The 23,647-nt window shown below is 44.9% G+C and carries 17 protein-coding genes and 20 tRNA genes; 30 read left to right on the plus strand and 7 right to left on the minus strand.

What is annotated here, in order from left to right; all coding sequences use genetic code 11:
- A partial coding sequence (locus QT974_RS09955; protein WP_333468342.1) for a hypothetical protein occupies nucleotides 1–237 on the plus strand: 237 nt, incomplete at its 5' end.
- A gap of 32 nt (nucleotides 238–269) precedes the next feature.
- Here the strand turns inward: QT974_RS09955 and QT974_RS09960 are convergent.
- Nucleotides 270–1,343 carry a pentapeptide repeat-containing protein gene (locus QT974_RS09960; RefSeq protein ID WP_333468343.1) on the minus strand — a complete coding sequence of 358 codons (1,074 nt, stop codon included), beginning with the start codon at nucleotides 1,341–1,343 and terminating at the stop codon, nucleotides 270–272.
- Nucleotides 1,344–1,775: 432 nt separating this feature from the next.
- Nucleotides 1,776–2,705 carry a polysaccharide deacetylase family protein gene (locus QT974_RS09965; protein ID WP_333468344.1) on the minus strand — a complete coding sequence of 310 codons (930 nt, stop codon included), beginning with the start codon at nucleotides 2,703–2,705 and terminating at the stop codon, nucleotides 1,776–1,778.
- 77 nt (nucleotides 2,706–2,782) lie between these two features.
- Here QT974_RS09965 and QT974_RS09970 point away from each other — a divergent pair, with 77 nt between their 5' ends.
- A complete protein-coding gene (locus tag QT974_RS09970) occupies nucleotides 2,783–2,959 on the plus strand; it encodes a hypothetical protein (protein WP_333468345.1) in 177 nt (58 codons plus the stop codon).
- Between the two features lie 107 nt (nucleotides 2,960–3,066).
- Here QT974_RS09970 and QT974_RS09975 read toward each other — a convergent pair whose 3' ends face one another.
- Entirely contained in the window at nucleotides 3,067–3,750 is a 684-nt protein-coding gene (locus QT974_RS09975; protein ID WP_333468346.1) for a glutathione S-transferase family protein, read from the minus strand.
- A gap of 358 nt (nucleotides 3,751–4,108) precedes the next feature.
- Between QT974_RS09975 and QT974_RS09980 the strand changes: the two genes are divergently transcribed.
- From QT974_RS09980 to QT974_RS10070, 19 genes are all read left to right on the plus strand, one after another.
- Nucleotides 4,109–4,181: transfer RNA gene (locus QT974_RS09980), tRNA-Asp, on the plus strand.
- A gap of 273 nt (nucleotides 4,182–4,454) precedes the next feature.
- Nucleotides 4,455–4,529: transfer RNA gene (locus QT974_RS09985), tRNA-Glu, on the plus strand.
- Nucleotides 4,530–4,603: transfer RNA gene (locus QT974_RS09990), tRNA-Cys, on the plus strand.
- A gap of 144 nt (nucleotides 4,604–4,747) precedes the next feature.
- Nucleotides 4,748–4,957, plus strand: a complete 210-nt coding sequence (locus QT974_RS09995; RefSeq protein ID WP_333468347.1) for a hypothetical protein — start codon at nucleotides 4,748–4,750, stop codon at nucleotides 4,955–4,957.
- A 166-nt stretch (nucleotides 4,958–5,123) separates the two neighbouring features.
- Nucleotides 5,124–5,198: transfer RNA gene (locus tag QT974_RS10000), tRNA-Trp, on the plus strand.
- Between the two features lie 7 nt (nucleotides 5,199–5,205).
- A tRNA-Glu gene (locus tag QT974_RS10005) sits at nucleotides 5,206–5,280 on the plus strand.
- A 5-nt stretch (nucleotides 5,281–5,285) separates the two neighbouring features.
- A tRNA-Lys gene (locus QT974_RS10010) sits at nucleotides 5,286–5,360 on the plus strand.
- 13 nt (nucleotides 5,361–5,373) lie between these two features.
- Nucleotides 5,374–5,455: transfer RNA gene (locus QT974_RS10015), tRNA-Tyr, on the plus strand.
- A gap of 140 nt (nucleotides 5,456–5,595) precedes the next feature.
- A tRNA-Arg gene (locus tag QT974_RS10020) sits at nucleotides 5,596–5,670 on the plus strand.
- A gap of 8 nt (nucleotides 5,671–5,678) precedes the next feature.
- Nucleotides 5,679–5,765 (plus strand) — tRNA-Ser (locus QT974_RS10025).
- Nucleotides 5,766–5,769: 4 nt separating this feature from the next.
- A tRNA-Phe gene (locus QT974_RS10030) sits at nucleotides 5,770–5,842 on the plus strand.
- A gap of 6 nt (nucleotides 5,843–5,848) precedes the next feature.
- Nucleotides 5,849–5,923 (plus strand) — tRNA-Asn (locus QT974_RS10035).
- Between the two features lie 159 nt (nucleotides 5,924–6,082).
- A complete protein-coding gene (locus QT974_RS10040; RefSeq protein ID WP_333468348.1) occupies nucleotides 6,083–6,691 on the plus strand; it encodes an HNH endonuclease signature motif containing protein in 609 nt (202 codons plus the stop codon).
- Nucleotides 6,692–6,726: 35 nt separating this feature from the next.
- Nucleotides 6,727–6,800, plus strand: a tRNA-Gln gene (locus QT974_RS10045).
- A 29-nt stretch (nucleotides 6,801–6,829) separates the two neighbouring features.
- A tRNA-Leu gene (locus QT974_RS10050) sits at nucleotides 6,830–6,906 on the plus strand.
- 23 nt (nucleotides 6,907–6,929) lie between these two features.
- Nucleotides 6,930–7,010 (plus strand) — tRNA-Leu (locus QT974_RS10055).
- A 4-nt stretch (nucleotides 7,011–7,014) separates the two neighbouring features.
- Nucleotides 7,015–7,088, plus strand: a tRNA-Pro gene (locus tag QT974_RS10060).
- A gap of 112 nt (nucleotides 7,089–7,200) precedes the next feature.
- Nucleotides 7,201–7,274: transfer RNA gene (locus QT974_RS10065), tRNA-Leu, on the plus strand.
- 95 nt (nucleotides 7,275–7,369) lie between these two features.
- Nucleotides 7,370–7,441: transfer RNA gene (locus QT974_RS10070), tRNA-Thr, on the plus strand.
- A gap of 20 nt (nucleotides 7,442–7,461) precedes the next feature.
- On the opposite strand, the gene QT974_RS10075 is transcribed toward QT974_RS10070, so the two are convergent.
- The gene (locus QT974_RS10075) at nucleotides 7,462–8,067 is read right to left on the minus strand and encodes a macro domain-containing protein (protein ID WP_333468349.1); all 606 of its coding nucleotides are present in this window, start codon (nucleotides 8,065–8,067) and stop codon (nucleotides 7,462–7,464) included.
- Nucleotides 8,068–8,170: 103 nt separating this feature from the next.
- Here QT974_RS10075 and QT974_RS10080 point away from each other — a divergent pair, with 103 nt between their 5' ends.
- From QT974_RS10080 to QT974_RS10100, 5 genes are all read left to right on the plus strand, one after another.
- Nucleotides 8,171–8,614, plus strand: a complete 444-nt coding sequence (locus tag QT974_RS10080; protein WP_333468350.1) for a retroviral-like aspartic protease family protein — start codon at nucleotides 8,171–8,173, stop codon at nucleotides 8,612–8,614.
- A gap of 43 nt (nucleotides 8,615–8,657) precedes the next feature.
- A tRNA-Gly gene (locus QT974_RS10085) sits at nucleotides 8,658–8,728 on the plus strand.
- A 245-nt stretch (nucleotides 8,729–8,973) separates the two neighbouring features.
- A tRNA-Val gene (locus QT974_RS10090) sits at nucleotides 8,974–9,049 on the plus strand.
- A 6-nt stretch (nucleotides 9,050–9,055) separates the two neighbouring features.
- Nucleotides 9,056–9,153 (plus strand) — tRNA-OTHER (locus QT974_RS10095).
- A 526-nt stretch (nucleotides 9,154–9,679) separates the two neighbouring features.
- Nucleotides 9,680–10,663 (plus strand): RNA ligase family protein, encoded by a 984-nt coding sequence (locus tag QT974_RS10100; RefSeq protein WP_333468351.1) that lies wholly within the window; start codon nucleotides 9,680–9,682, stop codon nucleotides 10,661–10,663.
- 581 nt (nucleotides 10,664–11,244) lie between these two features.
- Here QT974_RS10100 and QT974_RS10105 read toward each other — a convergent pair.
- Complete coding sequence (locus tag QT974_RS10105; RefSeq protein ID WP_333468352.1) at nucleotides 11,245–12,324, minus strand: ATP-binding response regulator; 1,080 nt, start codon at nucleotides 12,322–12,324, stop codon at nucleotides 11,245–11,247.
- Complete coding sequence (locus QT974_RS10110) at nucleotides 12,321–18,884, minus strand: AAA family ATPase (protein ID WP_333468353.1); 6,564 nt, start codon at nucleotides 18,882–18,884, stop codon at nucleotides 12,321–12,323. The genes QT974_RS10105 and QT974_RS10110 overlap by 4 nt, the downstream gene beginning before the upstream one ends.
- A 403-nt stretch (nucleotides 18,885–19,287) precedes the next feature.
- Here QT974_RS10110 and QT974_RS10115 point away from each other — a divergent pair, with 403 nt between their 5' ends.
- The 4 genes from QT974_RS10115 to QT974_RS10130 all read left to right on the plus strand — a co-directional run bounded on the left by QT974_RS10115 (nucleotide 19,288) and on the right by QT974_RS10130 (nucleotide 20,659).
- Nucleotides 19,288–19,689 carry a Nif11-like leader peptide family natural product precursor gene (locus QT974_RS10115; RefSeq protein ID WP_333468354.1) on the plus strand — a complete coding sequence of 134 codons (402 nt, stop codon included), beginning with the start codon at nucleotides 19,288–19,290 and terminating at the stop codon, nucleotides 19,687–19,689.
- Nucleotides 19,655–19,906: a hypothetical protein gene (locus tag QT974_RS10120; RefSeq protein ID WP_333468355.1), complete on the plus strand. Its 252-nt coding sequence runs from the start codon at nucleotides 19,655–19,657 to the stop codon at nucleotides 19,904–19,906. Before QT974_RS10115 ends, QT974_RS10120 begins: the two co-directional genes overlap by 35 nt.
- Nucleotides 19,907–19,930: 24 nt before the next feature.
- Nucleotides 19,931–20,158 (plus strand): hypothetical protein, encoded by a 228-nt coding sequence (locus QT974_RS10125; protein ID WP_333468356.1) that lies wholly within the window; start codon nucleotides 19,931–19,933, stop codon nucleotides 20,156–20,158.
- A gap of 360 nt (nucleotides 20,159–20,518) precedes the next feature.
- Nucleotides 20,519–20,659 carry a hypothetical protein gene (locus tag QT974_RS10130; protein WP_333468357.1) on the plus strand — a complete coding sequence of 47 codons (141 nt, stop codon included), beginning with the start codon at nucleotides 20,519–20,521 and terminating at the stop codon, nucleotides 20,657–20,659.
- Nucleotides 20,660–20,898: 239 nt separating this feature from the next.
- Here QT974_RS10130 and QT974_RS10135 read toward each other — a convergent pair.
- The coding region (locus tag QT974_RS10135; RefSeq protein WP_333468358.1) for an NHLP bacteriocin export ABC transporter permease/ATPase subunit at nucleotides 20,899–23,647 on the minus strand (2,749 nt) is incomplete at its 5' end.

Here is a 23,647-nt window from a genome sequence, read left to right on the forward strand (position 1 = left end):
AAGGAAAGGGGTGCATCTCTATTTGGCAAGGGCGAAGCACCTGACGGCAGACAATTTATTAGTGAGTACCAGAGATTTACTGCCGTCAGGTGCTTCGCCCCTACGAATATATTTAAAAAAATAAGATGCACCCAAGGAAAGGCTCAAGAAAGTGCCGAAGGTTCTTCCACAATAGCTCAGATTCTGGCTAAAATAGACTTTGTTGAAATCGCAATTACCGTCGGATTCACCGTCTAACTCACGTTTGAGGATAAGTCTATTTATTTACTTTAGCTATTGTTTCGCACGCTGCCATCGGGCATTAGCGTTTCCTCAAAATGGCAATCTCGAAATTCGACCCCGAATATATCATCTTTCACCCCGAAATCGGCTTCACGGAAGTCAGTTCTGGTCAACTTGGCTTCATCAAAATGAACACTGTGCAACCTAGCTCCCTTGAAGGTTGCCTCCGTCAAATTATTGCAGATAAAGCCGAGACTGTCTATTCCTGCCTTATTAAATTTGGCTTTACTGAAATCAGCACAGAAAAAACTCCCCTCAGCGAACCCAGCTCCCGTCAAGTCAGCTCCGCTCAAATTGGCATGGTCAAAAACTGATTGGAAGAAACGGGTTTCGCGCAAAATAGCATTGCTCAAATCTGCTCCTTCAAAATTGCTTTTATCCCAATCAACCCTAGTCAAGTCAGCTCCCCGCAAAATCATTCCACCCATGTAGCCTGAGATCGGTAGGATGTTACTATTACGCAAAATAATACCGCTCAAATCCAATCCTTTTAATTGCCCGAGATCCCAAGACTTGCGTTCCTGGCTGCAATTGGAGCTCTTTACCATCAAGCCGCTGAAATTTCTCTCCCCAGTCGCATAACGATTGATGATATCTGTAAACAGCATCTTTTCCATTTGGAAAATGGCGGTATCTATCTGCGCTCCCTGAAAGTTAGCACCTTCAATATTCGCGTCAACCAAGAATGTCATGCTAAAATTTGCCGAAGTACAATTAGCATCAATCAACTGGACATCACTCAAATCAGCTCCCCACAAATTAGCGCGACCCAGATTAGCACCTTCCAAGTCAACCTCTCGTAAGTCCGCATCACTGAGGTCAGCTTCTTCTAAGCAAGCATTACTTAAGTTAGCGCGACTGAGATTAGCAGTGCTCAGGTTAGAAGAAGCTAGATTGACTCCGCTGAGATTGGTTTCTCTCAAATTAGCACCTCTCAAATCAGCGCCACTGAGTTCGATGCCACTCAAGTCCGTGTTTGCTAGATTGGCATCGACTAAGCTAATTCCGGAGAAATCTCTCTCGCCATCGCCATAGCGTAGGAGCAATTCTTCTGTGCTCATAACTATCCTAGTAAAGGTCTTTTATGTTTACACTATCCATCGTACTTTATTCACCCATGAGCGATTCGCCGGGTGCATCTCTATGAGTGCAAGGGCGAAGCATTTCGGCAAACAATTTATTAGTGAGAATCAGAGATTGACTACCGAAATGCTTCGCCCCTACGAATATATTTGCATTCATTGAGATGCAAACGCTTCGCCTCTGTGTTGATTGAATTAATTCCTACTCTTGAGCTGCGTAAGTTATGAGCAATTATTCAGGATCTATAACTTTGATTGTTAATCTGTTTAGATTGAAATTTATCTACTGCTCTTTTACCCCTTATCCCGATCAAAAATACGATTCAACATAGATAATTTAATTTAATTTAATAAAAAAGCGATCGCCCTTTTGTTCCGCTTCAAAAAAAGCCGATCGCCCGCCCGCACAATTTACGCTGCTGATTGCCCTTGCATTTCCAGCAACTCAGGAATCGTCACAAACCGATATCCCTCTTTTTTCAAACCAGCAATCATCTCCGGTAAAGCCTTGATAGTACGAGATCGATCGCCCCCGCCGTCGTGCATCAACACAATCGCCCCCGGCTTCGCACCTTTCAACACATTCTCAACAAAAGCGGACGGTTGAGCGCGCGGATCGGTATCGGCAGAAGTTACCGACCACATCACCACAGAATAATTCTGTTCCTTAGCATACTTTGCCAAACCATTAGTCAAAACTCCTCCCGGCGGGCGGAAATAAGTAGTCTTAACTCCCGTCGTTTCGTAAATAAGTTTTGCCGTGCGATCGATTTCACTAGCCGCCGTCGCCGCATCCATCGGATCGTACGGGTGATGCCACGTATGATTGCCGATCGCGTGACCTTCGGCCACAACTCGACGAGCAATATCAGGAGAAGTTTCGAGAGATTTACCTATCCAAAAAAATGTTGCTTTAATATCATTTTGCTTGAAAATATCGAGCATTTGTTCCGTTGTTTCTGGCCACGGCCCGTCATCAACTGTTAAAGCAATAACTTTCTGAGAATATTTGATTGTTCCTTCAAAAACTGTTTTTCCCTGAAACTGCTCTGGCGGCACAAAAGTCAAGTTTTTTTCTTTGGATTCCAATACGGTGAGAAGTTCCTCAATTGTGCGATCGAGATTAAAGCCTGTTCGATCGTCGCCAACCTCTTTTACTGAGGGATTTACGGTGAACGATTGCTTGAGGTTCTGCACGGCGGCGGTTGCAGGTTTGTCGCTTCCCTGTTGGTTTCCTGGGAGCAGCGTACCGAGGATAAAGCTAATCGCAGCGGCGGCCAGGGCGATCGCCACAAAACGCCATTTTGTTCTCAGTCTTTGAAACAGATGATTTCCGGTCACTTGGGATTCCTTTCACTCCACACTGCCGATAATGATAATGGGAATTTCAGGGAAAAGAAACCTTATTTTTGATAAATATGTCTCAGCGGGGATTGACAGCGCGATCGGAAGGGCGATCGAATCCGGGCGATGAAAATGGGCGATCGTCCGCGGGCGATCGAATCCGGGCGATCGTCCGCGCGCCAACACAGACACTCACGCGCCTCCGTGGGTTGAAGAAATTAAGGGCGATTTCAATCACCCGATATATTTAGGAGGTTAGAAGTTTCTTAAGTCCACGGAGGTGGACATTGTTTGTGTAGCCGCGATTTCTAATCGCCCGGTATATTTTATCGCCCGGTATATTTATCGCCCGGTATATTTATCGCCCGGTATGTTTATTTAAAGCCTTGCCGCCAGTAAATCCCGAATAATTGGGATTTTCGCCGCAATTTGCGCTCTTTGGTACCTCTGTTTGCTGCCAACTATCGCGCCCTGACAGCCTCGCAACCCACTGCTGCAACTGCGGATACTCATCAAAAGATATCCCCAACATCTCCACAGAAGGCACCGCAGTCCCAGCCACCACTTCCGCCAAAGAAAACTGTTCGCCAGCAAAAAAAGTATGCCGATCGGCCAACAGACCCTCACAAAACCTCAGCACCGTTAATATCTGTTGCTTTGACTGTGCCAACTTTTCCTCAGTGTCTCCCGGCACACCCAGCATTTGCCTGGTTAAGGGAAACATTGCCGGCAACAGTTGATTTAACGTCAGCATCGACACCATCCGCACAATTCCCAAGGCTTTCGCCTCTGTCGGTAGCAGCGGGGGCGTCGGATATTTTGCATCTATATAATCGAGAATTGCCAGGGACTCCACCAAAGTCAAATCTCCATCCACCAACGCCGGTATGCGGTGAAACGGGTTAATTGCCAGAAAATCCGGTGCAAATTGGTCGCCGTCGAGGTTAAGTGCGATCGGCTCAAACGCAATTTGTTTCTCCAGAAGTGCCACCCATACGCGACGAGAATTCAGAGAGATCGGATTGTAGTACAGTTTCAGCATCGGATTTACCACGGGCTACAACACCAGTTTCGCAGCCAAATGTCTTGATTTTACGTAGTTTGGCAGAGTGGGAGTGTTGCGAAAGGGCGATCGAACCCCATGAAAAAAAACTAATTTAAAAAAAAGTTGTATTACCCCCTTGACAGTCTTGTATTACACAATGTAGTATAAATGTATGGCGAAGGAGAAAGAGCTTCAAAGCTTTATCTCACAAGCAATACGAACCTTGACAACCGAATAGGAAATTAACAATGTCACATAATTTTGGACATTTGGCGGTGTAGACTCCGGCAACCATAACCCCCTAGGCTTGTAGTACGCGGAATCAACCGCCACCCCGTCCAAACACAAACCTTGTGGGGCTGTAGCTCAATTGGGAGAGCGTCGCTCTGTCACAGCGAAGGTAGCGGGATCGAAACCCGTCAGCCCCGTCAAGCAATTTTTTATGAGGCTGCTCCCGAATCCGATCGCCCTGGTTCCCCGGCGGGAGGGGGGAACAAGATTCTTCTCAAAGTCCCCCTTCTTAAGGGGGATTTAGGGGGATCGAAATATATGCAACTTCACATTAAATTGGCATCAAGCAATTTTAGATTTTGGATTGTGGATTTTGGATTGTGAGATTTTCAATCAAAATTGAAAATCTTAAATTGAAAATAACAGCTTTACTTGCAGGAGCAATCTAAAATCTCAAATCTCAAATCAATAGTCCCGTAGGCAAAAGTCAAGCCGTCTGCCCCTCAAGCAGAAGATTGCGAGTGCAAACCTCGTCGGGACTCCCAGGTTAGGTGGCTGAGTGGCTCAAAGCATCGGTCTGCAAAACCGAATTTCGCGGGTTCAAATCCCGCCCTAACCTCTGTGCCCAATCGTAATTAAAAATTACATAAATTCCAGGAAATTCAAGTATAAATTTAATTATTTAGGGTACGCACTGTCAGGTCTGTCATTCTACAAAACAGAGGAAGTAAAGCCTAATAGACATTGACGGAGGTTAGAACTTATGAATACAAAAACTACCGTTCTTTCAAAGTTCATCCCCAACGAGGCATCAAATAATAGTGCCAGCTTGGAAGATCAGTTGACTGCGTTCGTTCAAAAATCCCTTGCTGACAGCTATTCTCAAGACGTTGATGCTACTTTGCAACAGCTTGATGCGGCATGGGAAGCTCAGAAATTGGTTTGGCAACTGCGAGATGAGGCCCAAGTTTAATCGGCGAATTTCCAGAAGCTTACTTTTTTGGCTCTCAACCTAACTGATAACTTTGGAGAGTATTTTCAGGATGTAAATCCAATGACAACTTTATTGCGCGATCGAATGAAAGCGCTACTGTAATCTTCTGGAACCGCTGGTGGCAGCGGAAGTGATGCCACCACAAGCAGGGATGGTGTAACTGGCAACACTCTGGTCTCCAAAACCAGCATTCTGAGTTCAAATCTCAGTTCCTGTGCCAAATTTTTAGTGCTGTAGGCAAATGGTTTAAGCCGCTTGGTTTTCACCCAAGTGATTTGCGGGTTCAACTCCCGTCAGCACTTTGTGTGGGTCGTTGGCAGAATGGTTTTGCAGCCGCCTTTTAAGCGGATGGATCGAGGTTCAATTCCTCGGCGACCTACCAAATTTTATATCCTGGGTCGGTTCTCATATTGGTATGAGTAGCTGTCTGTAAAACAGTAGCTTAAAGCTTTGCTGGTTCGATTCCAGCCCGACCCATTCGCAACTGTATTATGACTTACACAAAAAACCCGGTTTCTGAGAAAATTCTTGCATCTCTACGAGAGATATTGAGATAGAAACCGGGTTTTTGACCCCCGTGGGTAAGTCCTGTGTATTTAATATGCAGTTGCGATCGAGAGAATGTGTTGTAATCGGACAACAACTCAGTCTGCGCAACTGAAGATTTGGGGGTTCAAATCCCTCCGTTCTCGCTCATTGAGGAGAGGTGGCCGAGAGGCTTATGGCGCTTTCCTGCTAAGAAAGAGCGGCTTAAAAACCGTCGTGGGTTCAAATCCCACCTTCTCCGTTTTCCCCCGATAGCTCAGTTGGTAGAGTGCTTGTGTGAAGAACAAGAGGGCGTCAGTTCGATACTGACTTGGGGGATTGCGTTGCCTTATAGCTCAATGGTAGAGCTGCACGCTGTTAACGTGATGGTTGTAGGTTCGAGTCCTACTGAGGCAGCCATTTTACACAAGGTTAAAAAGTTGGTAAAGCATAGTGCAGATCTCAATTTATAATAATAATTAGTTGAGTTCTACACTTTTAATGAAATACACCAAAGAAATCTTGGAAGAAGCTGTTAAAAATTCATGATCTATCAGTGGGGTTTTAAGGCAACTTGGTATGGCAGGTGGTGGAAGTCATGGTCACATAACTAGGCGGATTAAAGAGTTGGGGATTGATACCTCTCACTTTAAACAATCAGAGCAAAGTTTGAAAGGGCTTAACCCCAAAAAGCCTTGGCAAGAAATTTTGGTTTTAAGTTCTCGCGATCGAAGAACACAAGCATTCCTACTGAGAAGAGCCTTAATGGAAATGGGGAGAGAGTATAAATGCGAAAACAATAAATGTTTGGTTCAAAATGAGTGGTTAGGAAATAAGTTAGTTTTAGACATAGATCATATCAATGGGAATTGGAAAGATAATAGACCAGAGAATCTCAGATTTCTTTGCCCTAACTGTCACAGACAAACTGAAACTTATGGAAGTAAACGCAGAGTTACAGAACCAAATAATTACATAGCTCACCAAAACAAGAGAGTTCCTCATATGAAAGCCAGAAAAGTTGAACGTCCCTCTAAAGAAGAGCTAGAAAAAATGATCTGGGAAAAACCAACCACTTCCTTAGCAAAAGAATTTGGTGTAAGTGGCAAAGCAATAGAAAAATGGTGTAAAACTTATGGGGTTCAGAAACCGCCAAGAGGATATTGGAGCAGAAATAAAAAATATTAAATATCTAAATATTTAGTAAGTTGAGTAAATGTTATTGGGATGTCGCCTAATTGGTATGGCACCGCTCTTTGAAAGCGGCAAAATGCAGGTTCGATCCCTGCCGTCCCAGTTCTGCTATTACCAAAGCAGATTAATTATGCTCCTGTAGCCCAACTGGCAGAGGCTGCAAGCTCAAACCTTGTGTGTTACTGGTTCAAATCCAGTCAGGAGTACCAAATTTTTCACTAAGTTTATACTTGCTCTTGTGGCGGAATTGGCAGACGCGGCAGACTTAAAATCTGTTCTATTTTGATTGTGAGTTCGAGTCTCACCTGGAGCATGAACGGGATGTGGCGCAACTTGGTAGCGCGGCGGCTTTGGGAGCCGAAGGTTGCAGGTTCAAATCCTGCTATCCCGACTTTACCTCTATGATGCAATTAGTAGACATCTCTTGTTGAGTGCAAGAGTTTTGTTGGTGCAAATCCAACTAGGGGTATTGGGTATCAGAACCCAAAAGTGCGATCGATTTTGCCCCTGTAGCCCAATTGGAAGAGGTGCCTCGCTTAGAACGAGGAGGTTGCTGGTTCGAGGCCAGCCAGGGGTATTTGGTGATATCGCGGGTGAAGTAGCCTGGGTAGGCTTGGAGGTCTCATAAGCCTCTTCATAGCAGGTTCAACTCCTGTCCCCGCCACCAAAATTGCAGGTGTGATGTAATTGGCAACATGAGGCTCTTGTAAAGCTTTCTTGCGAGTTCAAATCTCGCCACTTGCTTGGGAAAATACGATCGCTCTTTAGGCAGAATTGCGATCGCCACCTTCCCAAATTTGCAGTTGTCTTTCTGCTGCAACAAAACAGTTAACATAGGGCGTGGGATACACAAAATAATCGTAAGCCAGAGCCATTTGCCGCGCGGCTTCGCGATAAGGAACTCGGCCTATCCCCGTTCCCAATCCCGGACAAACGACACTCTCAATTTTACGTTCTGCGTGTCTGTTGTAGCGCCGAATTGTTAAGAGCATTGCCCACATTGCCACATACGGAATATCTGTTCCTACGACAGACATCGGTACGCGCATGGTGGGAGTATGAGCGAGAAAAGGATGTTTGGGATGGTGAGTTTCGACGATAAATGACGTGCCAACGGGTTGTTCGCCTAAATAGTCTTCCAAGATATGCTGCTGAACCCCAACCATCAGAGAATGACCGAAAAAATCAACAATGGCTGCATCGATACCGCCATCCATCATGCCAAATGAATTGGCGGGACTAACCAAACAGTCATACTCGGTTAAATCCTCGAAACGTTTGTGGGTAATTTCGACATTGGGTAGGTAGAAAAAATGCTCTTGGAAGGCGGCGAAGAGTTCGGGATTGGGTGCTGTAAGTATCAGTTTCATGTGTTTTATCTCCGCTCCCTAGTTTAGCAAATTACTAATGGCGATCGCACTCATTTTCCCAAAAACTTGCCATAATTGAGGTAGAGTAGTTCAAGGTTAAACTATGCTAGCAACTGACAACACCTCAATGGGAAAAATTATTACCACACTCACCGTGACTAACCGGATCGATCAGGCCAATGCAGAACGCGGGATTATCCCTTCCGAAGAAGTACGTTCCGTAACTTTGGATAATGTGCTAGTTGATACAGGGGCAACAACCCTTTGCTTGCCACCGCAGATTATTGTGCAACTTGGTTTGTCGCTGCTCAAAGAAGTGGATGTAGAGACGGCAAATGGCATTGGTAAAGCCAGAATTTTTCAGGATGCTAAAATTTCTTTGGTCGGACGCGAAGGCACATTTGAGTGTTTGGAATTGCCGGGAGGTATGAATCCTTTATTAGGCGTGATTCCTCTGGAAGCGCTGGGAATTGAATTAGATTTGAAAAATCAGCGGTTAGTAATTTTACCCATCAGTCCAACACAAACTTACTTGACAATTTTATAGGGCTGGATATTGAAATTAAAGAGATAAAATCGCTAAACTAATTGCGGATATGGTGTAACGGTAGCATTCGAGTCTTCCAAACTCTAGGCACGAGTTCGAGCCTCGTTATCCGCTTGGCAAATTAAACAGTTGACAGTCGATAGTTGAGAGTTGATAGTTGCGTGTAAGCAGAAATATCAAATTTGTTTGCGGGTGTGATGTAAAAGCTAGCATCTGAGCGTGCCATTCTCAGCGCATGGGTTGGATTCCCATCATCCGCTTTGGTAAAAACGAGGTTTTCTTTAATCTAAAATCTCAAATTGCCAGATGTTTTAGGTTTTATTTAATCTAAAATCTAAAATCTAAAATCTAAAATTTCCAGTCCTGTAGCTCAGTCGGGAGAGCGCCTCTCTTACAAAGAGGATGTCACAGGTTCAAGCCCTGTCAGGACTACCAATTTATGGGAGTGTAGCTCAATGGATAGAGCGCCGCGCTATGCGCTACCGCGCACGCTTCGCTAACGGACGCGGATGTTGTGGGTTCGAGTCCTACCTCTCTCGTTGTTTTTGATTTAATTTAAGGAGGTTGATTCCATTGAATGATTAATTATTTGTACAGTGACTTATGCACTCGCACCAAAGAAACCGGGTTTTTCACCTAATCTGTTGGTTATAACGAAAGATTTTCGTGAAAAACCCGGTTTCTAGACCTCGGCGTGTAAGTCTTATATTAAACGCGATCGCCCTTTTGCGTGTCCCAATCTTTGGAGCCTACATACTTTAGTACGAGAGGAAAGGTAACGCTGTCAAAAACGGCGCGCGTTTGCGAACGAGGAGTGCAATGAACCCGGCAGGTTTGCTTAAAAGTAGCCATCCTTTAAAGAGTGTGTAATAACTCATCGGCGGAGTCCCTCTAGTAACTCAGAAAACGCTATGCTCTGATAACTCGCACGCCAAAAAGTGCGATCGCGCTATTTGAATTGGTTCGTAGTAAGGACTTCAGTCCTCTAAATTTGAGGGATAAATCCCTCACTACAAACCTTCTAGATTTCCCTTGCAAATCAACTGACAAATCAAGGAGTTTCCCATGCCTGTAATGCAAACATGGCCGAGCATCGAACTGCTGTACAATCTTCGTCGCAGTTTAGAATTGGTTGGGGAAACTCCGAAGATAACTTATCGAGCTAAAATTAAACTCGACGGTACTAATGGTGGCATTCAAATCTTTACTGATGGTAAAGTTGCTGTCCAAAGTCGATCGCAAATAATTTCCCCCGAAAATGACAATCTCGGTTTTGCTAATTGGGTGAATCAAAACATCGATTATTTTGCTAATTTGGCGAGTTCCGAACACGCAACTATTTTTGGGGAATGGTGCGGTAAAGGCATTCAGAAACGGACGGCTGTATCTGAGATCGATCGCAAAATCTTTGCAGTGTTTGCAATTCAATTCGGGGGCATAGATGGCAAAGTTGCAAAACTGGAAACCCACCCGGACAAAATCGGCGATTTTTTGCCAAAGCATCCCGATATTTTTGTCTTGCCTTTTTATGGAGAACCGATTGTTTTGGATTTTGGCGATCGCACTCAACTAGAATCGGCTGTTGCCATCCTCAATCAAGCGGTTGATACTGTAGAAAAAGTCGATCCTTGGGTGAAAGAAACTTTCGGCATCGAAGGAATTGGGGAAGGCTTGGTAATGTTTCCCGAAAGCGGCGAACTTGCAGAAAGGCTGTCCTATGCTGAATTGTTGTTCAAAGCCAAAGGCGAAAAACACCAAGCTGTCAAAACCAAACAACCCGTGCAAATCGATCCGGAAGTCGCTCAAAGTATTGACGATTTTGTGAATCTGTTTGTAACGCCCGCCCGATTAGAACAAGCCGTGACAGCAGTTGGGTGCGATCGATTTGAAATGGCAAAAATCGGAAATTTTTTGCAGTGGTTTGTGGCTGACGTGCAAAAAGAAAGTGTTGCCGAATTGGAAGCCGCTCAACTTTCTTGGAAAGAGGTTAACAAAGCCGTGATGAATGTGGCTAAAACATGGTATCAAGAAAAGTCTAAAGCTTTGTAGATACAGCAGATTTTATGTTTGTAGGAACGCGGCACTAACTTTCGTAGGGTCAACTCGATCGAATGATGTACAGATATCATACAGATATCATTTGTGAGTCCGACAGACCGACAGGGAATCAATTCCCTGTATCATAGCAAAAGTCCTCTAAAAGAGGACTGAAATCGAAAGCATTTTTAGTTACCTTGTTTGACAAGTATCCTGCTTTCAAGAATTGTATTTTACAGTCGGTTTTAACCGACTTTCGCTATGAGGCAGGGGTTTGAACCCCTGCCGGACTGCCGGACTGCCGGACTGCCGGACTGCCGGACTGCCGGACTGTCGGACTGTCGGGCTCCCGATTAATTGTAACTCTAACTTCTGTTCCCTCTCCTAACTGGCTGTTTACCGTTGGGTGGGAGCGGGTTTACTAGATTATCAATTTTAGCCAAATATTGTTGGTAAAACCCGCCCCGACAATAATTGCGATCGATTAACGCCTACACGATCGGACTCCCGATTAATTGTAACTGTAACTTCTGTTCCCTCTCCTAACTGGCTGTTTACCGTTGGGTGGGAGCGGGTTTACTAGATTATCAATTTTAGCCAAATATTGTTGGTAAAACCCGCCCCGACAATAATTGCGATCGATTAACGCCTACACGATCGGACTCCCGATTAATTGTAACTCTAACTTCTGTTCCCTCTCCTAACTGGCTGTTTACAATTAGCTGTGCATTAATACGATCGCACCTTTCTCTCATTCCCAAAAAACCAAATCCGCTATCAAAAAAATTACTTTCCATGTCAAATCCTTGTCCGTTGTCTTTGACTCGCAACATAAACCGATCGGTTTCATAAACTAATTCTATTTCGATCGCACTTGCTTTCGCATATTTAACCGCATTAGTTAAAGCTTCTTGGCCGACGCGTAACAGGTTATTTTCTACCTCTATTGGTAGCGAATAAGCTGGGCCAATGACTTCACAAACAATCCGCGTCTGCGTGTGTGAGGACATTTGTATAGAAAGGCGATCGAGAGCACTATACAAATCGCCATCTTCTAACAATTGCGGGCGCAGCCCTTGCACAGATCGCCTCGCTTCAGCAAGTCCATTTCGCGCCAATTCCCCCACGGTTTTCAGGTGTATCTGCGCCTGAGCGGGATTTGTGGCGATCGCCCTTTCTGCTGCTCCCAAATGCACGATAATTCCGGTAAAAGCTTGGGCTAAACTATCGTGAATTTCTCGCGCCATGCGGTTCCTCTCTTCCAGAATACTTTGCTCTACAAGTTGTTTAGAAAGCCTGACAATTCGCAATTGATTTTCGATACGAGCCAAAACTTCTTGCTGTTGAAAAGGTTTTGTGATGTAGTCGGCACTGCCAAGAGAGAACGCTTTGACTTTATCAAATACATCGTGCAAAGCACTGATAAAAATTATCGGGATTTCTTGAGTTTTTTCACAAGCTTTTAGTTGCTCGCAAATTTGATAGCCGTCCATTTGAGGCATCATGATATCTAGTAATATTAAATCTGGTAAGTTGGATTCGATAAACTTGAGAGCTAATTTGCCGCTGGGAGCGAGATGGACTTTATAACCAGCAGCCGATAGGATTCCTCTTAACAAATGCAAGTTTTCCGGGCTATCGTCGATAATTAAAATAGTTTCTTGGGCGTTCACGATCCATCCCTCACAGAAGTTATTAACTCTAGCAACTGTTCGTATTGGAATTTTTGCACGCAACTTGCGATCGCGCTTGCTAAAGGTCGATTTATTTCGCTAATTTTACCCGTGACTGTTTGGATCGTTTCCAAATCGAGATTGCTAATTGCTTGCTGGAGGTCAGCTACTAATTCGCAAGGCAATTCACAAACAGCCTGTTTTGTCAATACATTGTTCTCAGTTTCTGTCAAATTATAGGCATCATTGATTTCTTCAAAAACAAATTGCACTCCGATATGTTTGTGCAGCGCATCAAAGATGTTTGCCTCTGTAAAAGGTTTGCGGATAAAATCATCGCAGCCGATAGAAAGAACAGCGACTTTTTCTTCCTCAAAGCTGCTAGCTGTTATGGCAATAATTGGGGTCGATCGAAATTCGATCCCCCCCCCGCCCCCCTTAAGAAGGGGGGAGCCGGATGATGCGCCGCCCCCCTTCTTAAGGGGGGAGCCGGATGATGCGCCGCCCTCATTCGCTCGGGGGGAGCCGGATGATGCGCCGCCCTCATTCGCTCGGGGGGAGCCAGATGATAGTTTGTCTTCCCTTTCTCTGGCTTTAATTTGTTTGGTGGCTTCGTACCCGTCCATCACGGGCATTCGCATATCCATAAAGATTAAATGCGGCGAGTTTTTCTGCCAACTTTCTATTGCTTCAATCCCGTTAGTGGCTTCGTAACTTTCAAAGCCGATCGACCCCAGCATTTTAACTAAAAGTTGCCGGCTATCCCCAGCATCGTCTGCAATTAAAATCCGATATTGCGGTTGATTCGGGGCGATCGCAATTACTCGGCGAGTTGGTTGTTCGCGTTTTAAATCGGCAGTTTCAAAAGCATTAACTTTAATATCAAACTTGAAAATTGTACCGCGTCCCGCCGCCGAATTTACGCTCATTTCTCCTCCCATCAACTGCACGAAAGAGCGGGCAATACTTAAACCCAATCCAGTTCCTTGTTGCGATTGTTGACCTGTTTTGGTTTGCACGAAAGCTTCAAACAAATTTTTTAACTCATCCGCATCTATTCCGGCACCCGTGTCTTCAATTTCAAAATGAATCGTTCCGGGTTGCGTGGCGCTTTTAATTCTGACATAAATGCTGCCAGCCGAGGTGAATTTAACCGCGTTAGCAAGCAGGTTAATCAAAACTTGGCGCAATTTAATCTCATCGGTTTGTACGTATTGGGGCACCTCGGGCATCCGCTCAATTAATAACTGCAATCCCTTGCTTTCAGCTTGAAATTGAAACATATATTTGATGTCGTTCAGCAGTCGGTGCAGGTCAAAATTTGTCGGGTTAATTGTCGCTCGTCCCGCTTCAATTTTGGACAAATCTAATACTTGATCGATCAGTGCGAGCAAATGTTCGCCGCTGCGGGAAATAATACCTAAATTTTCTTGCTGTTCCGGGAATAAATTAGAACTGCGATTCATCAATTGGGAAAAGCCGAGAATTGCATTCAGGGGAGTTCGCAATTCGTGACTCATATTGGCGAGGAATGTGCTTTTAGCTCGATTGGCGGCTTGTGCGGCATCTTCGGCGCGTTTTCTCTCGATGATTTCGCGCTGGAGTTCGAGAGTGCGATCGCTCACTTGCTGTTCTAAGGTGCGGTTGTAATCGGCTAGCAGCTTTTCGGCTTGTTTGCGATCGGTGATATCGGCAAAAGTGGCGATCGCATAATTAATTTTACCCGTTTCATCCACAATCGGCGTGCTGGAAACTTCCAAGGAAACAATCTTATCATGTCGGTGCAGTTCCAGATCGTCTACTTTGACAGTTTCACCCGCCAAAGAACGGACGATCGGCATTTGGGCGGTGGGATATAATTCGTTAGTTCCTGCTAGATAAACTTGACCAACTTCTGCAAATCGATCGGCATTTAATTCCGGTATATAATTGATGCCGCTGAGTTGGGAAGCTGTGGGATTTGCGTAGGAAATTTGTCCGGTGCTGTCAATCACTGTCACCCCGATCGGCATTGCATTGATAAATTGAGTCAAACGGCTTTCGCGTTCTTTTACTTCGGAGAAGAGTTTAGCATTGGTAAGGGCGATCGCGGCTTGTCCCGATAGCAATTGTAACACTTCCAGGCGATCGGGAGTAAAAGCTTGGGCGGTGAGGTTATTTTCGAGATAGACGATCGCACTCAGTTGACCTTGATTCATCAAAGCCGCGCACAAAATAGACTTGGGCTGGCGTGTTTTGATGTAAGGTTCGTTGGTAAATTGTCCTTCGCGGGTAGCATCGTTGAGGACTAAATTTTCTTGAGTGCGAGCGACATAATTGATAACAGCCGCGCAAATTTCCGGGCAATTTGCGATCGGAATAGATGGCAATACTTTGATGCCGTCCTTGACTGCACCTTCCGCTTTCACCAGTAACTTACCTTGCTCTTCTAAAATCAAATAACCTGTTTGCGCGCCCACATTTTCAATGAGAATTTTCATCAGTTTGGACAGCAAATCATCCAGTACAATTTCGCCGGAAATTGCCTCGGAAGCTTTCATGACTGTATCGATATCCAAAGAAGAACTATAACGGCGGCCGGTAGTTGATATAGTAGTTGAAATAACTTTATTTGTGGGTCGATCGATCGCAAATAATTGTGGGTATCGCGTTTCCAAATCTTGCACTTTAGCTACTGCACCCCAAAGTTGATAGCAGTAACGAGCTTCCTGCATATAAGCTTTAGCTGTTAATTCTTTCCCCCTGGATAAGTAGAATTTGGCTGCGAGTTCGTAAGCGAGGGCGGCTTCATGGATATACTCGTGTTCTTTGGCGAGTTGAATTGCGCGATCGTAATCATCCATTGCTTCGAGAAATTGTCCTAAAACTCGTGCTTTTTCAGCTTCAACTAAATAAAATTTATGCAAGTAATTCATGGGAGCGTGATGTGCCCATTTACACATCTTTTCTTGGTTGAAAGTAACTCGCTCAATCCTATTATTTTTATCATCAATCGTTGTTCTCTCGCTCAACAATCTTAAATAAACTAAAGAATCATAAAAATAAAACATCGGAACAGCAACTATTCCTGTCTCCCCACTTATATACTGTTTTGCCAGGTCTGTATTATTCGCAGCCAGACCATTATCTTCAAATAAAAAGCATAAAATCACTTTGTTCAAATAAAGCAAGAACAACCCGTGTTTGTCATTATTTAATAGATAGGTAGGAATTGATTCATCTTCATTATAAGCATCTCCTATTAACTGAATAGTATTGTTTGACTTAGCTTGTAAATTATGAACCACCTCCAACAGCATAGAGAGGTAATTCAAGCCACTTGTTTGTCTAAATTTGCTAATGATTTCACTGTAATTTACGATTTTTTCTTGTAGTTTTGCCAGTTCAAAGCCCATTGCATAAGAATTCAAAGGTCGCTCAAATAAAACATAGCCAATAAATTCCACGTCTCCTGTATCAACCGCACTATGATAAGCTTCTAATAACATCGATCTAGTTTCTTTTAAATGCTTTTTCCAATGGAGAATGTGATGGGCAATAGCATCTAAAACTTTAGCTTTGACTTCCCTAGCATTCAAGCGTTCTACTAACTTTAATGCCAATTGGGAAAACTGATAACCCAACTCAATATCTAAAACAATGCCACACAATACAACGCCGTAGGTCGCATAAGCAAAAGCAGACAAAATAGAATTTCCATATTTTATTGATAAATTGACATTAGCTAAAACCATTAATATCATTAAGTTGGGATTAGCTATATAGGTAGTCCCCATTAGTCTTGATAAAATCAATAAAGCGGCTAGAGGTTCGGGTTGTGTCATCTCGGGCAAGTCAAGCAAGTCCTCTATTTCCCAGCCAGCTAAAAGAGATTTTGTTTCTTCAAATCCTTTTTCAACATCCCTCATGTCTGGGTTGTCTGGTAAATTGATTCCCAATAAGTCTAGAAAATACAAACCGATTTTTATGCCTTCTTGAAAGTTGCTTTGAGACAGCGCTGTTTGAATTTTAAGATCGTAAATTTTTGCTCCATCGACCGCGATTTTAGCATTTTTCAGCACGAGGGCAGCTAAACTTTCCATCCTATCAAAGTCGCCCAAAATGTAAGCTAGCTCTGCGGCTTCTTGATGCAATTGCAAGCTGAGGTTGTATTGCGCCTGCCAACAGTTTTCTCCCAGCAAATTTATGCCTGTTTGCAGGTAGTTGAAAGCTGGCTGATAAGCTGCTGATGCCTTGGCTTTTTTGCCAGCAATCAGATTTAACTGAGCCAGTTCATCTTTTTCTGTTTGATGGGAAATTAGCTCGCAGCCGAAATTGAGTTGATTAACAATATCAAATATTTTTTCTTCTCGCTTGTCTAGCGGAGTATTTTGCAGCAGCATTTGCCCAATTTGTCTGTGGACAATCGGCTTATTTTCTTCGGCAATTAGCGAATAAGCAGCTTGCTGAATTCTGTCGTGGACAAATTTGTATTCTAGCGATTTGCTGCTGGGTAATTTACCTAAAATTTCTAATTCCACATCTCCCATATTCCCCAATAACAAAACTAAATTTTCTGCAACGGCTGCGCGCAAATCATCCGCCGTTTCTCCCAGGGATTTTTCGCGAATTGACGCTAGCGTTTTCAGCTCGAATTGATTGCCAATGCAGGCTGCTATTTTTAAAGTTTCCTGCGTATTATCTGACAGTTGTTGAATTTTGCTCGCCATCAACTCGACAACATTATCAGTGAATCCCCGCCCTTGAATTTCCTCTAAATCCCATTCCCATCGGCAAGCGGTAAAGTTAAATTGTAACAGCCCTTCCGTATCAAGCGATCGGAGAAATTCATTCATAAAGAAAGGATTCCCGCCCGTTTTGAAAAAGACTAACTCGGCAAGAGATTTGACTCTTGCTTCCGGGCAATTCAGGGCATCGGAAATCAGTTGAGTAACAGAGGCTAAATCCAAAGGTGACAGAAAAATGCGATCGACCTTTGCCCCTGTTTTGACAATCTCTGCAATCGTCAACATTAACGGATGAGCCGCAGCAACTTCGTTATCCCGATAAGCCCCAATTAAAAACAGTCCCGCTGGCGAAGCGCTCATCAGCAGTTGCATCAATTTCAGAGACGCCCCGTCAGCCCACTGCAAATCGTCGATAAATATTGTCAGTGGATGTTCGGGTTTGGTAAAGACTTTAATGAAGTTTTGAAACACAAAATTAAAGCGATTTTCCGCTTCAGCCGCACCCAATTCTGGCGGCGCAGGTTGCTTGCCGATAATTAATTCAATTTCGGGAATTACGTCAATAATGACTTGACCGTTAATTGCCAATACTTCTAATAGTTTTTCCCGCCATGCTTTGAGATTAGCTTCGCTTTCTGTCAACAGTTGTTTGGCTAAATCCTGAAAAGCGCTGACAATGGCACTGTAGGGAATGTTGCGCTGATATTGGTCAAATTTACCGGAGATAAAATAACCGCGCTGTTGAGTAATCGGTTTGTATAATTCTTGCACCAAAGCTGATTTTCCGATGCCGGAATATCCCGAAATCAGCATCATTGAACTTGTAGCACAGGCATCTTGCTTTTGCCCGCCTACTCCGGCAAAAGCTGCGAGCAAACTGTCAATTTCTCGCTCTCTGCCGTAAAGTTTTTGCGGGATTTGAAAGCGAGCGGAAATATCTTGACATCCCAGCGGAAAAATTGATATTATTTGATTGTCTTGTAATAGATGCAAGCACGATTCTAAATCGGCTTTAATTCCCAAAGCACTTTGATAGCGCTCTTCAGCATTTTTACCCATCAACTTCATCACAATATCCGAAATAATTTGGGGAATTTCTGGATTTATCTGGGATGGAGATATCGGCTGTTTGGCGAGATGACTGTGTACTAATTCCAGCACATCATTAGTTCCAAAAGGCAGTTGATGCGTTAGCAGTTCGTAAAAGGTAGCGCCCAGGGAATAAAAATCCGTTCGGTAATCTAAACTGCGGTTCATTCTGCCGGTTTGTTCCGGCGACATATAAGCCAGAGTTCCCTCTAAAATGTTGGGATTTTTAATGGTGTAATTCTCCCGCGTTAACTGCGTGGAAATGCCAAAATCGATGATTTTTAACTGGTTGGTAGTTTGATTGAATACAATATTTGAAGGGTTGATGTCTTTGTGGATGATGTTGGCTGCGTGAATTTGTCCTAAACTGTCGGCGGTGGCGATCGCAATTCGTAACACTTCTTCAACTGTAAATTTTTGTTGCTGCATCCAAATTTTCAAGGATTCGCCGCCAAAATCCTCAACAAACATCACCAGCGTGTTTTGATATTGCTGCAAATCGTAGGCTTTGATACACCCCGTCAGGTTCAAAGATTGCGTAATTTTATACTCTGTGCGGTAGCGGGCGAGTTCTTGGGGTGTGGGATAATTTTCTTTAAGGATTTTGAGGATTACGGGTCGATCGTCGGGTTGTCGGAGTGCTCGGTAAACCAGGGAGTTTGCGCTTTCGTAGATGAGCTCTGTGACTTCAACGCCGGGAAGAGTGAGCATATTCATACCGCTGTCAACTGTGGCGTCGAACATAGCATAAATATGCTCCTCACACAAGAGGTGAGTCGATTTTAGATTGCGACTTACGCACGGGTGGTCAGAAACCGGGTTTTTTGCGAGAATACTTGTTTACAGCGCGCAGATTTGGTAAAAAACCCGGTTTCTTTGGCTTGATGCGTCAGTTCCGTATATTTAACTTCACAGCTTCGAGTATATAGTTTTCTGCGATCGGCGATACCTAGCCAAAAGTTCAGGTAATTTCCACAACTAAAAGTTGGTTAAAACAGGCTTTTTTTATAGCTTCAAAACTCTACTTTGAGCTAGCGACTTTAGCCGGAAAGTTTCATAAACTAAATTTACTTAGCAAAGAGCGCCATAGCTTAGCTAAAAAAAATAAGGGCTAGCTTCCTTAACAATTAAATCAGGAGCAAATCTCATGTCTTTTGAATTTGAAGGCGTCAATCAGTTTTTTCAAGAAGTCTCGCAAGATCCCGAACTCCAGCTACAATTCCAATCGGTAACGGATCGGGAAAGCCTAGTGGATAAAGCGGTAGTTCTGGGTAAAGAAAAGAACTACAGTTTTTCCTCAACAGAGGTTTCTGAGTGGCTGGAGTCGATGACTGCCCAGCATCAGAATCAGTCAGATACTTCAGGTGAGTTGTCTGACAGTGAATTGGAGGCTGTTGCAGGCGCTGGAGCTCTCGGAGCTGGTGCAGGAGGAGTGCTAGGTGGTGTATTAGGATTTATAGGCGCTATTTTCACAGGAAAAGACCCCATTGAGGAAGCCACAAAAGGAGCTATTGATGGGGCTAGCATCGGTGCGAGGCTTCCAATCTGAAGCGGACACTCAACTGCCTGATTCTCTGGAGATCCGAGTTTACGAAGATACTCCCACCGTCAAGCACTTGGTTGTGCCTGCCAACCCAGCCGATACTGAATTGAACGAATTGGAATTAGAGGCGATCGCGGGCGGTATGGCTACTATCACAGTCAGCGGCGAAAGGCCCAAATTTCGTCTGACAATCCCTACCAAGATTTTTGACTTGTTTTCCTAATACAAATTAAAGGAGAAAACAGCGATGAAAACTAATGACAGATTTCTTCAAGAATTACCGTCCCCATCCGAGCGAGACAACTCAATCGATGAAGAATTGAACGAATTGGAATTAGATGCGATCGCGGGCGGCTGTTCCGATATGGCCGATCGCGCTCGGGCTGCTGGGATGCCTGTTATTACAATCAGCGAACCAGTCAAAAAACCGCGCTTGACAATCCCTATGAATGTGTTTGAATTTTTGGGTTCCTAACGCAAGTTAAAAACGTTAGACCCGCAGTCCGGCAGTCCGGCAGGGGTTTAAACCCCTGCCTCATAGCATAAGTCCTCTCAAAGAGGACTAATAAGTTATATCAGATCCGGTGGATTCGAGGGCGATCTAAAATGGTTTGTAGTGCGGACAACAGTACGCAGCATTTTGCGGACTGTTGTCCGCACGCTCGATCGAATCTTATTGCGGTCGAGCGACCGAATCTCATATTATTCAGTTTTCTTTGAGAGGACTTTCGCTTTCTCGACAGGGGTTTAAACCTCTGTCGGACTGTGGCATGAATCTTAAGTTGACAGGACGAAAAGCCAAGCCTAAGTTCCTACAAAATACCTGTAATTTATTATGGATGCAATACAGCGGCTATACCTGATGCAGCAAGCCCCGGATATGGATAATGCTACAATATTTAGCGTTGGCTTAGTTATCGCCTGCTTGCTATTGCTAATTTTGTTGTGGTTGCCCGATTTGCTGACAAAAGAATAAGCAGTTCGGCAGCGGATTATGTAACGGATGTAACGGATGTATAGCCTTTCTCAGAAAGATGAGGTACGACTGGGGATTGGGCATTGGGCATTGGGCATTGGGCATATGCCTCCGTGGCCTCCGTGAGCATACCTCACTTTTTTGAGAACCGCTATAAATGAGATGTTACACCATTTTTAATCAGGCTTTTATGAACGGGCTCTCCGGCCCGTTCTTCAAAATGGTTTTACCTTTAATTCCTACTCTAACTGCCGCGCCACTAATCTAGCAAATAATCCTCCCTGTTTTACCAATTCTTCAAAGGAACCGACTTCTACTAAACGGCCTGCTTCAATTACATAAATGCGATCGGCATTGCGAATCGTACTCAGGCGGTGGGCGATGACAATTCGGGTAACATTTAACTTGTCTAAACTGTCAGTAACGATCGCCTGCGTGCGGTTGTCCAAAGCACTGGTAGCTTCATCCATCAGGATAACCTTTGGTTTGACAACCATCGCGCGCGCAATTAACAATCTCTGCCGCTGTCCTCCCGACAGATTCGTGCCGCCTTCGCTGACAACTGTGTGCATTCCCATCGGCATTTGTTCGATATCGGCGGCTAAACCGGCCATTTGCGCGGCTTCCCAAGCTTCTTCCTGCGTTACCATCGCGCCGCAGGTGATATTATCAAACATTGAACCTGCGGTAATGCGGCCGTTTTGCAGCACTACTCCTAACTGCCGCCGTACTGCTTGAACGTCGAGGCCTGCTAAATCTTGATTGTCGTAATAAACAGTGCCGCTTTGTGCTATTTCAAATCCCAATAACAGCCGAAATAATGTTGATTTGCCGCTACCAGACGGGCCGACGATCGCCACAAATTCCCCCGGTTGAATGCTGATGCTGACATCATCTAAAATTGGGGGGCCGTCTTCACGGTAGCGGAAAGTCGCGCGATCGATCGTAATTTGACCTTGCAAGCGCCCCGGATCGGCTTTTGTCGGGTCAGATTCCGGGATGCCCTGGACGATCGGTTTGGCGCGCTCCCACAGCGGTACAATTCCTAAAATATCAGTTACGGTATTGCTCAAATCTGTGATGCCGGAAATAAAGGTTCCAAAGGCGGAATTAAAAGCGAGAAACGTCCCCATATTCAGTCCGCCGCCTCCTGTTTGAGGGGTTTGCATAAATTGAATTGCAAACCAAAACATCAGGATAGAACTGACTAACGGCAGCGCTTCGTTAAATACTGAAACGCTGTCGTCAATTCGTTTAATTCCTGTTTTTAGTTTGATTTGCTGGCTGTATTTTTTCGCCCAAGCTGCAAATGCTCGCCCTTCAGCGGCCGCTACCCGCAGCTTCGATACTCCGTTAATCAGTTCTACTGTCAGCCCGTTAATGTCGCCTTCTCCTGTTTCCATTTTCCGCTGTTTTGGGATTAAGAGCAAGCTCGATGTTACTGTTACGATAACAGCGATCAAAGTTAAATTAATTCCGACTAAAGCCAGGGGCAGGCTGTAAACAAACATCAGCCCCAAATTCAGCAGGGAAAATATCGCGCTCAAAAGTGTCCGCTGCGTCGCGCCGCTGAGTTGGGCGCGAATTTGATTTACTGCTAATAAGCGAGTCAGCAAATCCCCAGAAGAATAGCTGCGAAAAAATGCCGGTTTTAATCTCAACATTCGATCCCAAACTGCCGGCTGGAGAGTGCCGCTGGCCGCATTTTCGATCCGCAATGTTAGAATGGTTTGAGCGATGCTAAATACAGCCCGTCCGATCGCGGCAACTAACAACACCAGCCCTAACTGCCACAGTAAAACACGATCGCTGTCGGGAATCGCATCATTGACCAAAATCGAGGTAGCTTGCGGCGTCACCATCCCCAACAATGTTCCCAATATCCCCAGCCCGAAAGCAACAATCATGTCTTTTTCGTAGCCCTTCGTCCCGAACCGAAACAGTTCCGCAGCGTTGCGAACTAATAGCGGTAGGGGTCGGTAAAACATCAGAGTTTCTGGCGACAACTCTTGGGCGATTGCTTTCGTTACCCGCTTGCGAGTGCGATCGATCGGCTCGAACAAAGTATAACGAGAATCCTTGCCGGGCAGCAAAGCTACGGGTCGATTGTCGGACTTTGTATAAGCCAAGAGCGGGCCGCAGTTTTGCCGCCACCAATCCCCAGCCAGCAGCACGCGGCGGGTGCGAAATTGGGACGATCGCGCGATCGCCTCCATCGGATCTTTAACTCGGCTGAAGTCTTCGGAACCCGCCGGGGGATTGACTGTTATACCTTGTGCTTTACCCACAGCCCCAGCAGCGATTAGCAGGGGCGTACCTTCCTCAGACAAGGCAGTTTTCCGGGGATGCAGCACCTCGGTTAACTCTCCCAAAGCTGTCTCGGCTACTTGGCGGTTGAGTTGTTCGCGCTGCTGAAAGCGGCGGAATTCCTCTGCATTTTGCTGAGAAACCAGCAAGTCCAAGTAGCAGCAGAAATACTCGTGTAGCAAGGCTAAACTCGCGGGCAGCCCGGAAGTATTTTCCACTTCTGCTGTTGAGAAGATTTGCACCTCAACTTGCTCTCTTGCGGCCAGCAGCATATTCCCAGCCAGGGGAAACGCTGGGGAAGCGGAATTTAACCGCAATTCTCCGACACTGGCATTGCCCGATCGCACCTGCACCCAAACAACTGTTCCCGGTGGCGATCGCAGCAGTTGACCTCGAAACAGCGATATCTGCTGCGAGGCTGCTAAAACCACAGTTTCTAGGGCAACTTTTTCCTGCGGGATCGCCCCCGATCCCAAATGCTGTATCCATCCTTCTACAAGGGCGATCGTTTTGCTGTCACCAGCAGCAATTAAAGCGGCGCAATCTGTGGCTGCGATCGATTGGAGTTCAGTTTCGGCGATCGGCACCGCCAGAAGTCCCCAGCCAGGTTTTAAATTTTCTGCTTGTCTTTCTGCTTGTCTTTCTGCTTGTCTTTCTCCCCCCCTTACCAAGGGGGGGTTG

Source organism: Microcoleus sp. BM001215392 (genome assembly GCF_036700185.1).
Lineage (GTDB): Bacteria > Cyanobacteriota > Cyanobacteriia > Cyanobacteriales > Microcoleaceae > Microcoleus.

Coding starts and splice junctions, on each gene's coding strand:
- QT974_RS10075 (WP_333468349.1), bottom strand. CDS start 8,067: ATGAAACTGATACTTACAGCACCCAATCCCGAACTCTTCGCCGCCTTC.
- QT974_RS09970 (WP_333468345.1), top strand. CDS start 2,783: ATGTCTCAGCGGGGATTGACAGCGCGATCGGAAGGGCGATCGAATCCG.
- QT974_RS10110 (WP_333468353.1), bottom strand. CDS start 18,884: ATGTTCGACGCCACAGTTGACAGCGGTATGAATATGCTCACTCTTCCC.
- QT974_RS10120 (WP_333468355.1), top strand. CDS start 19,655: ATGGGGCTAGCATCGGTGCGAGGCTTCCAATCTGAAGCGGACACTCAA.
- QT974_RS09975 (WP_333468346.1), bottom strand. CDS start 3,750: ATGCTGAAACTGTACTACAATCCGATCTCTCTGAATTCTCGTCGCGTA.
- QT974_RS10125 (WP_333468356.1), top strand. CDS start 19,931: ATGAAAACTAATGACAGATTTCTTCAAGAATTACCGTCCCCATCCGAG.
- QT974_RS09960 (WP_333468343.1), bottom strand. CDS start 1,343: ATGAGCACAGAAGAATTGCTCCTACGCTATGGCGATGGCGAGAGAGAT.
- QT974_RS10080 (WP_333468350.1), top strand. CDS start 8,171: ATGCTAGCAACTGACAACACCTCAATGGGAAAAATTATTACCACACTC.
- QT974_RS09995 (WP_333468347.1), top strand. CDS start 4,748: ATGAATACAAAAACTACCGTTCTTTCAAAGTTCATCCCCAACGAGGCA.
- QT974_RS10100 (WP_333468351.1), top strand. CDS start 9,680: ATGCCTGTAATGCAAACATGGCCGAGCATCGAACTGCTGTACAATCTT.
- QT974_RS10115 (WP_333468354.1), top strand. CDS start 19,288: ATGTCTTTTGAATTTGAAGGCGTCAATCAGTTTTTTCAAGAAGTCTCG.
- QT974_RS10040 (WP_333468348.1), top strand. CDS start 6,083: ATGGCAGGTGGTGGAAGTCATGGTCACATAACTAGGCGGATTAAAGAG.
- QT974_RS10130 (WP_333468357.1), top strand. CDS start 20,519: ATGGATGCAATACAGCGGCTATACCTGATGCAGCAAGCCCCGGATATG.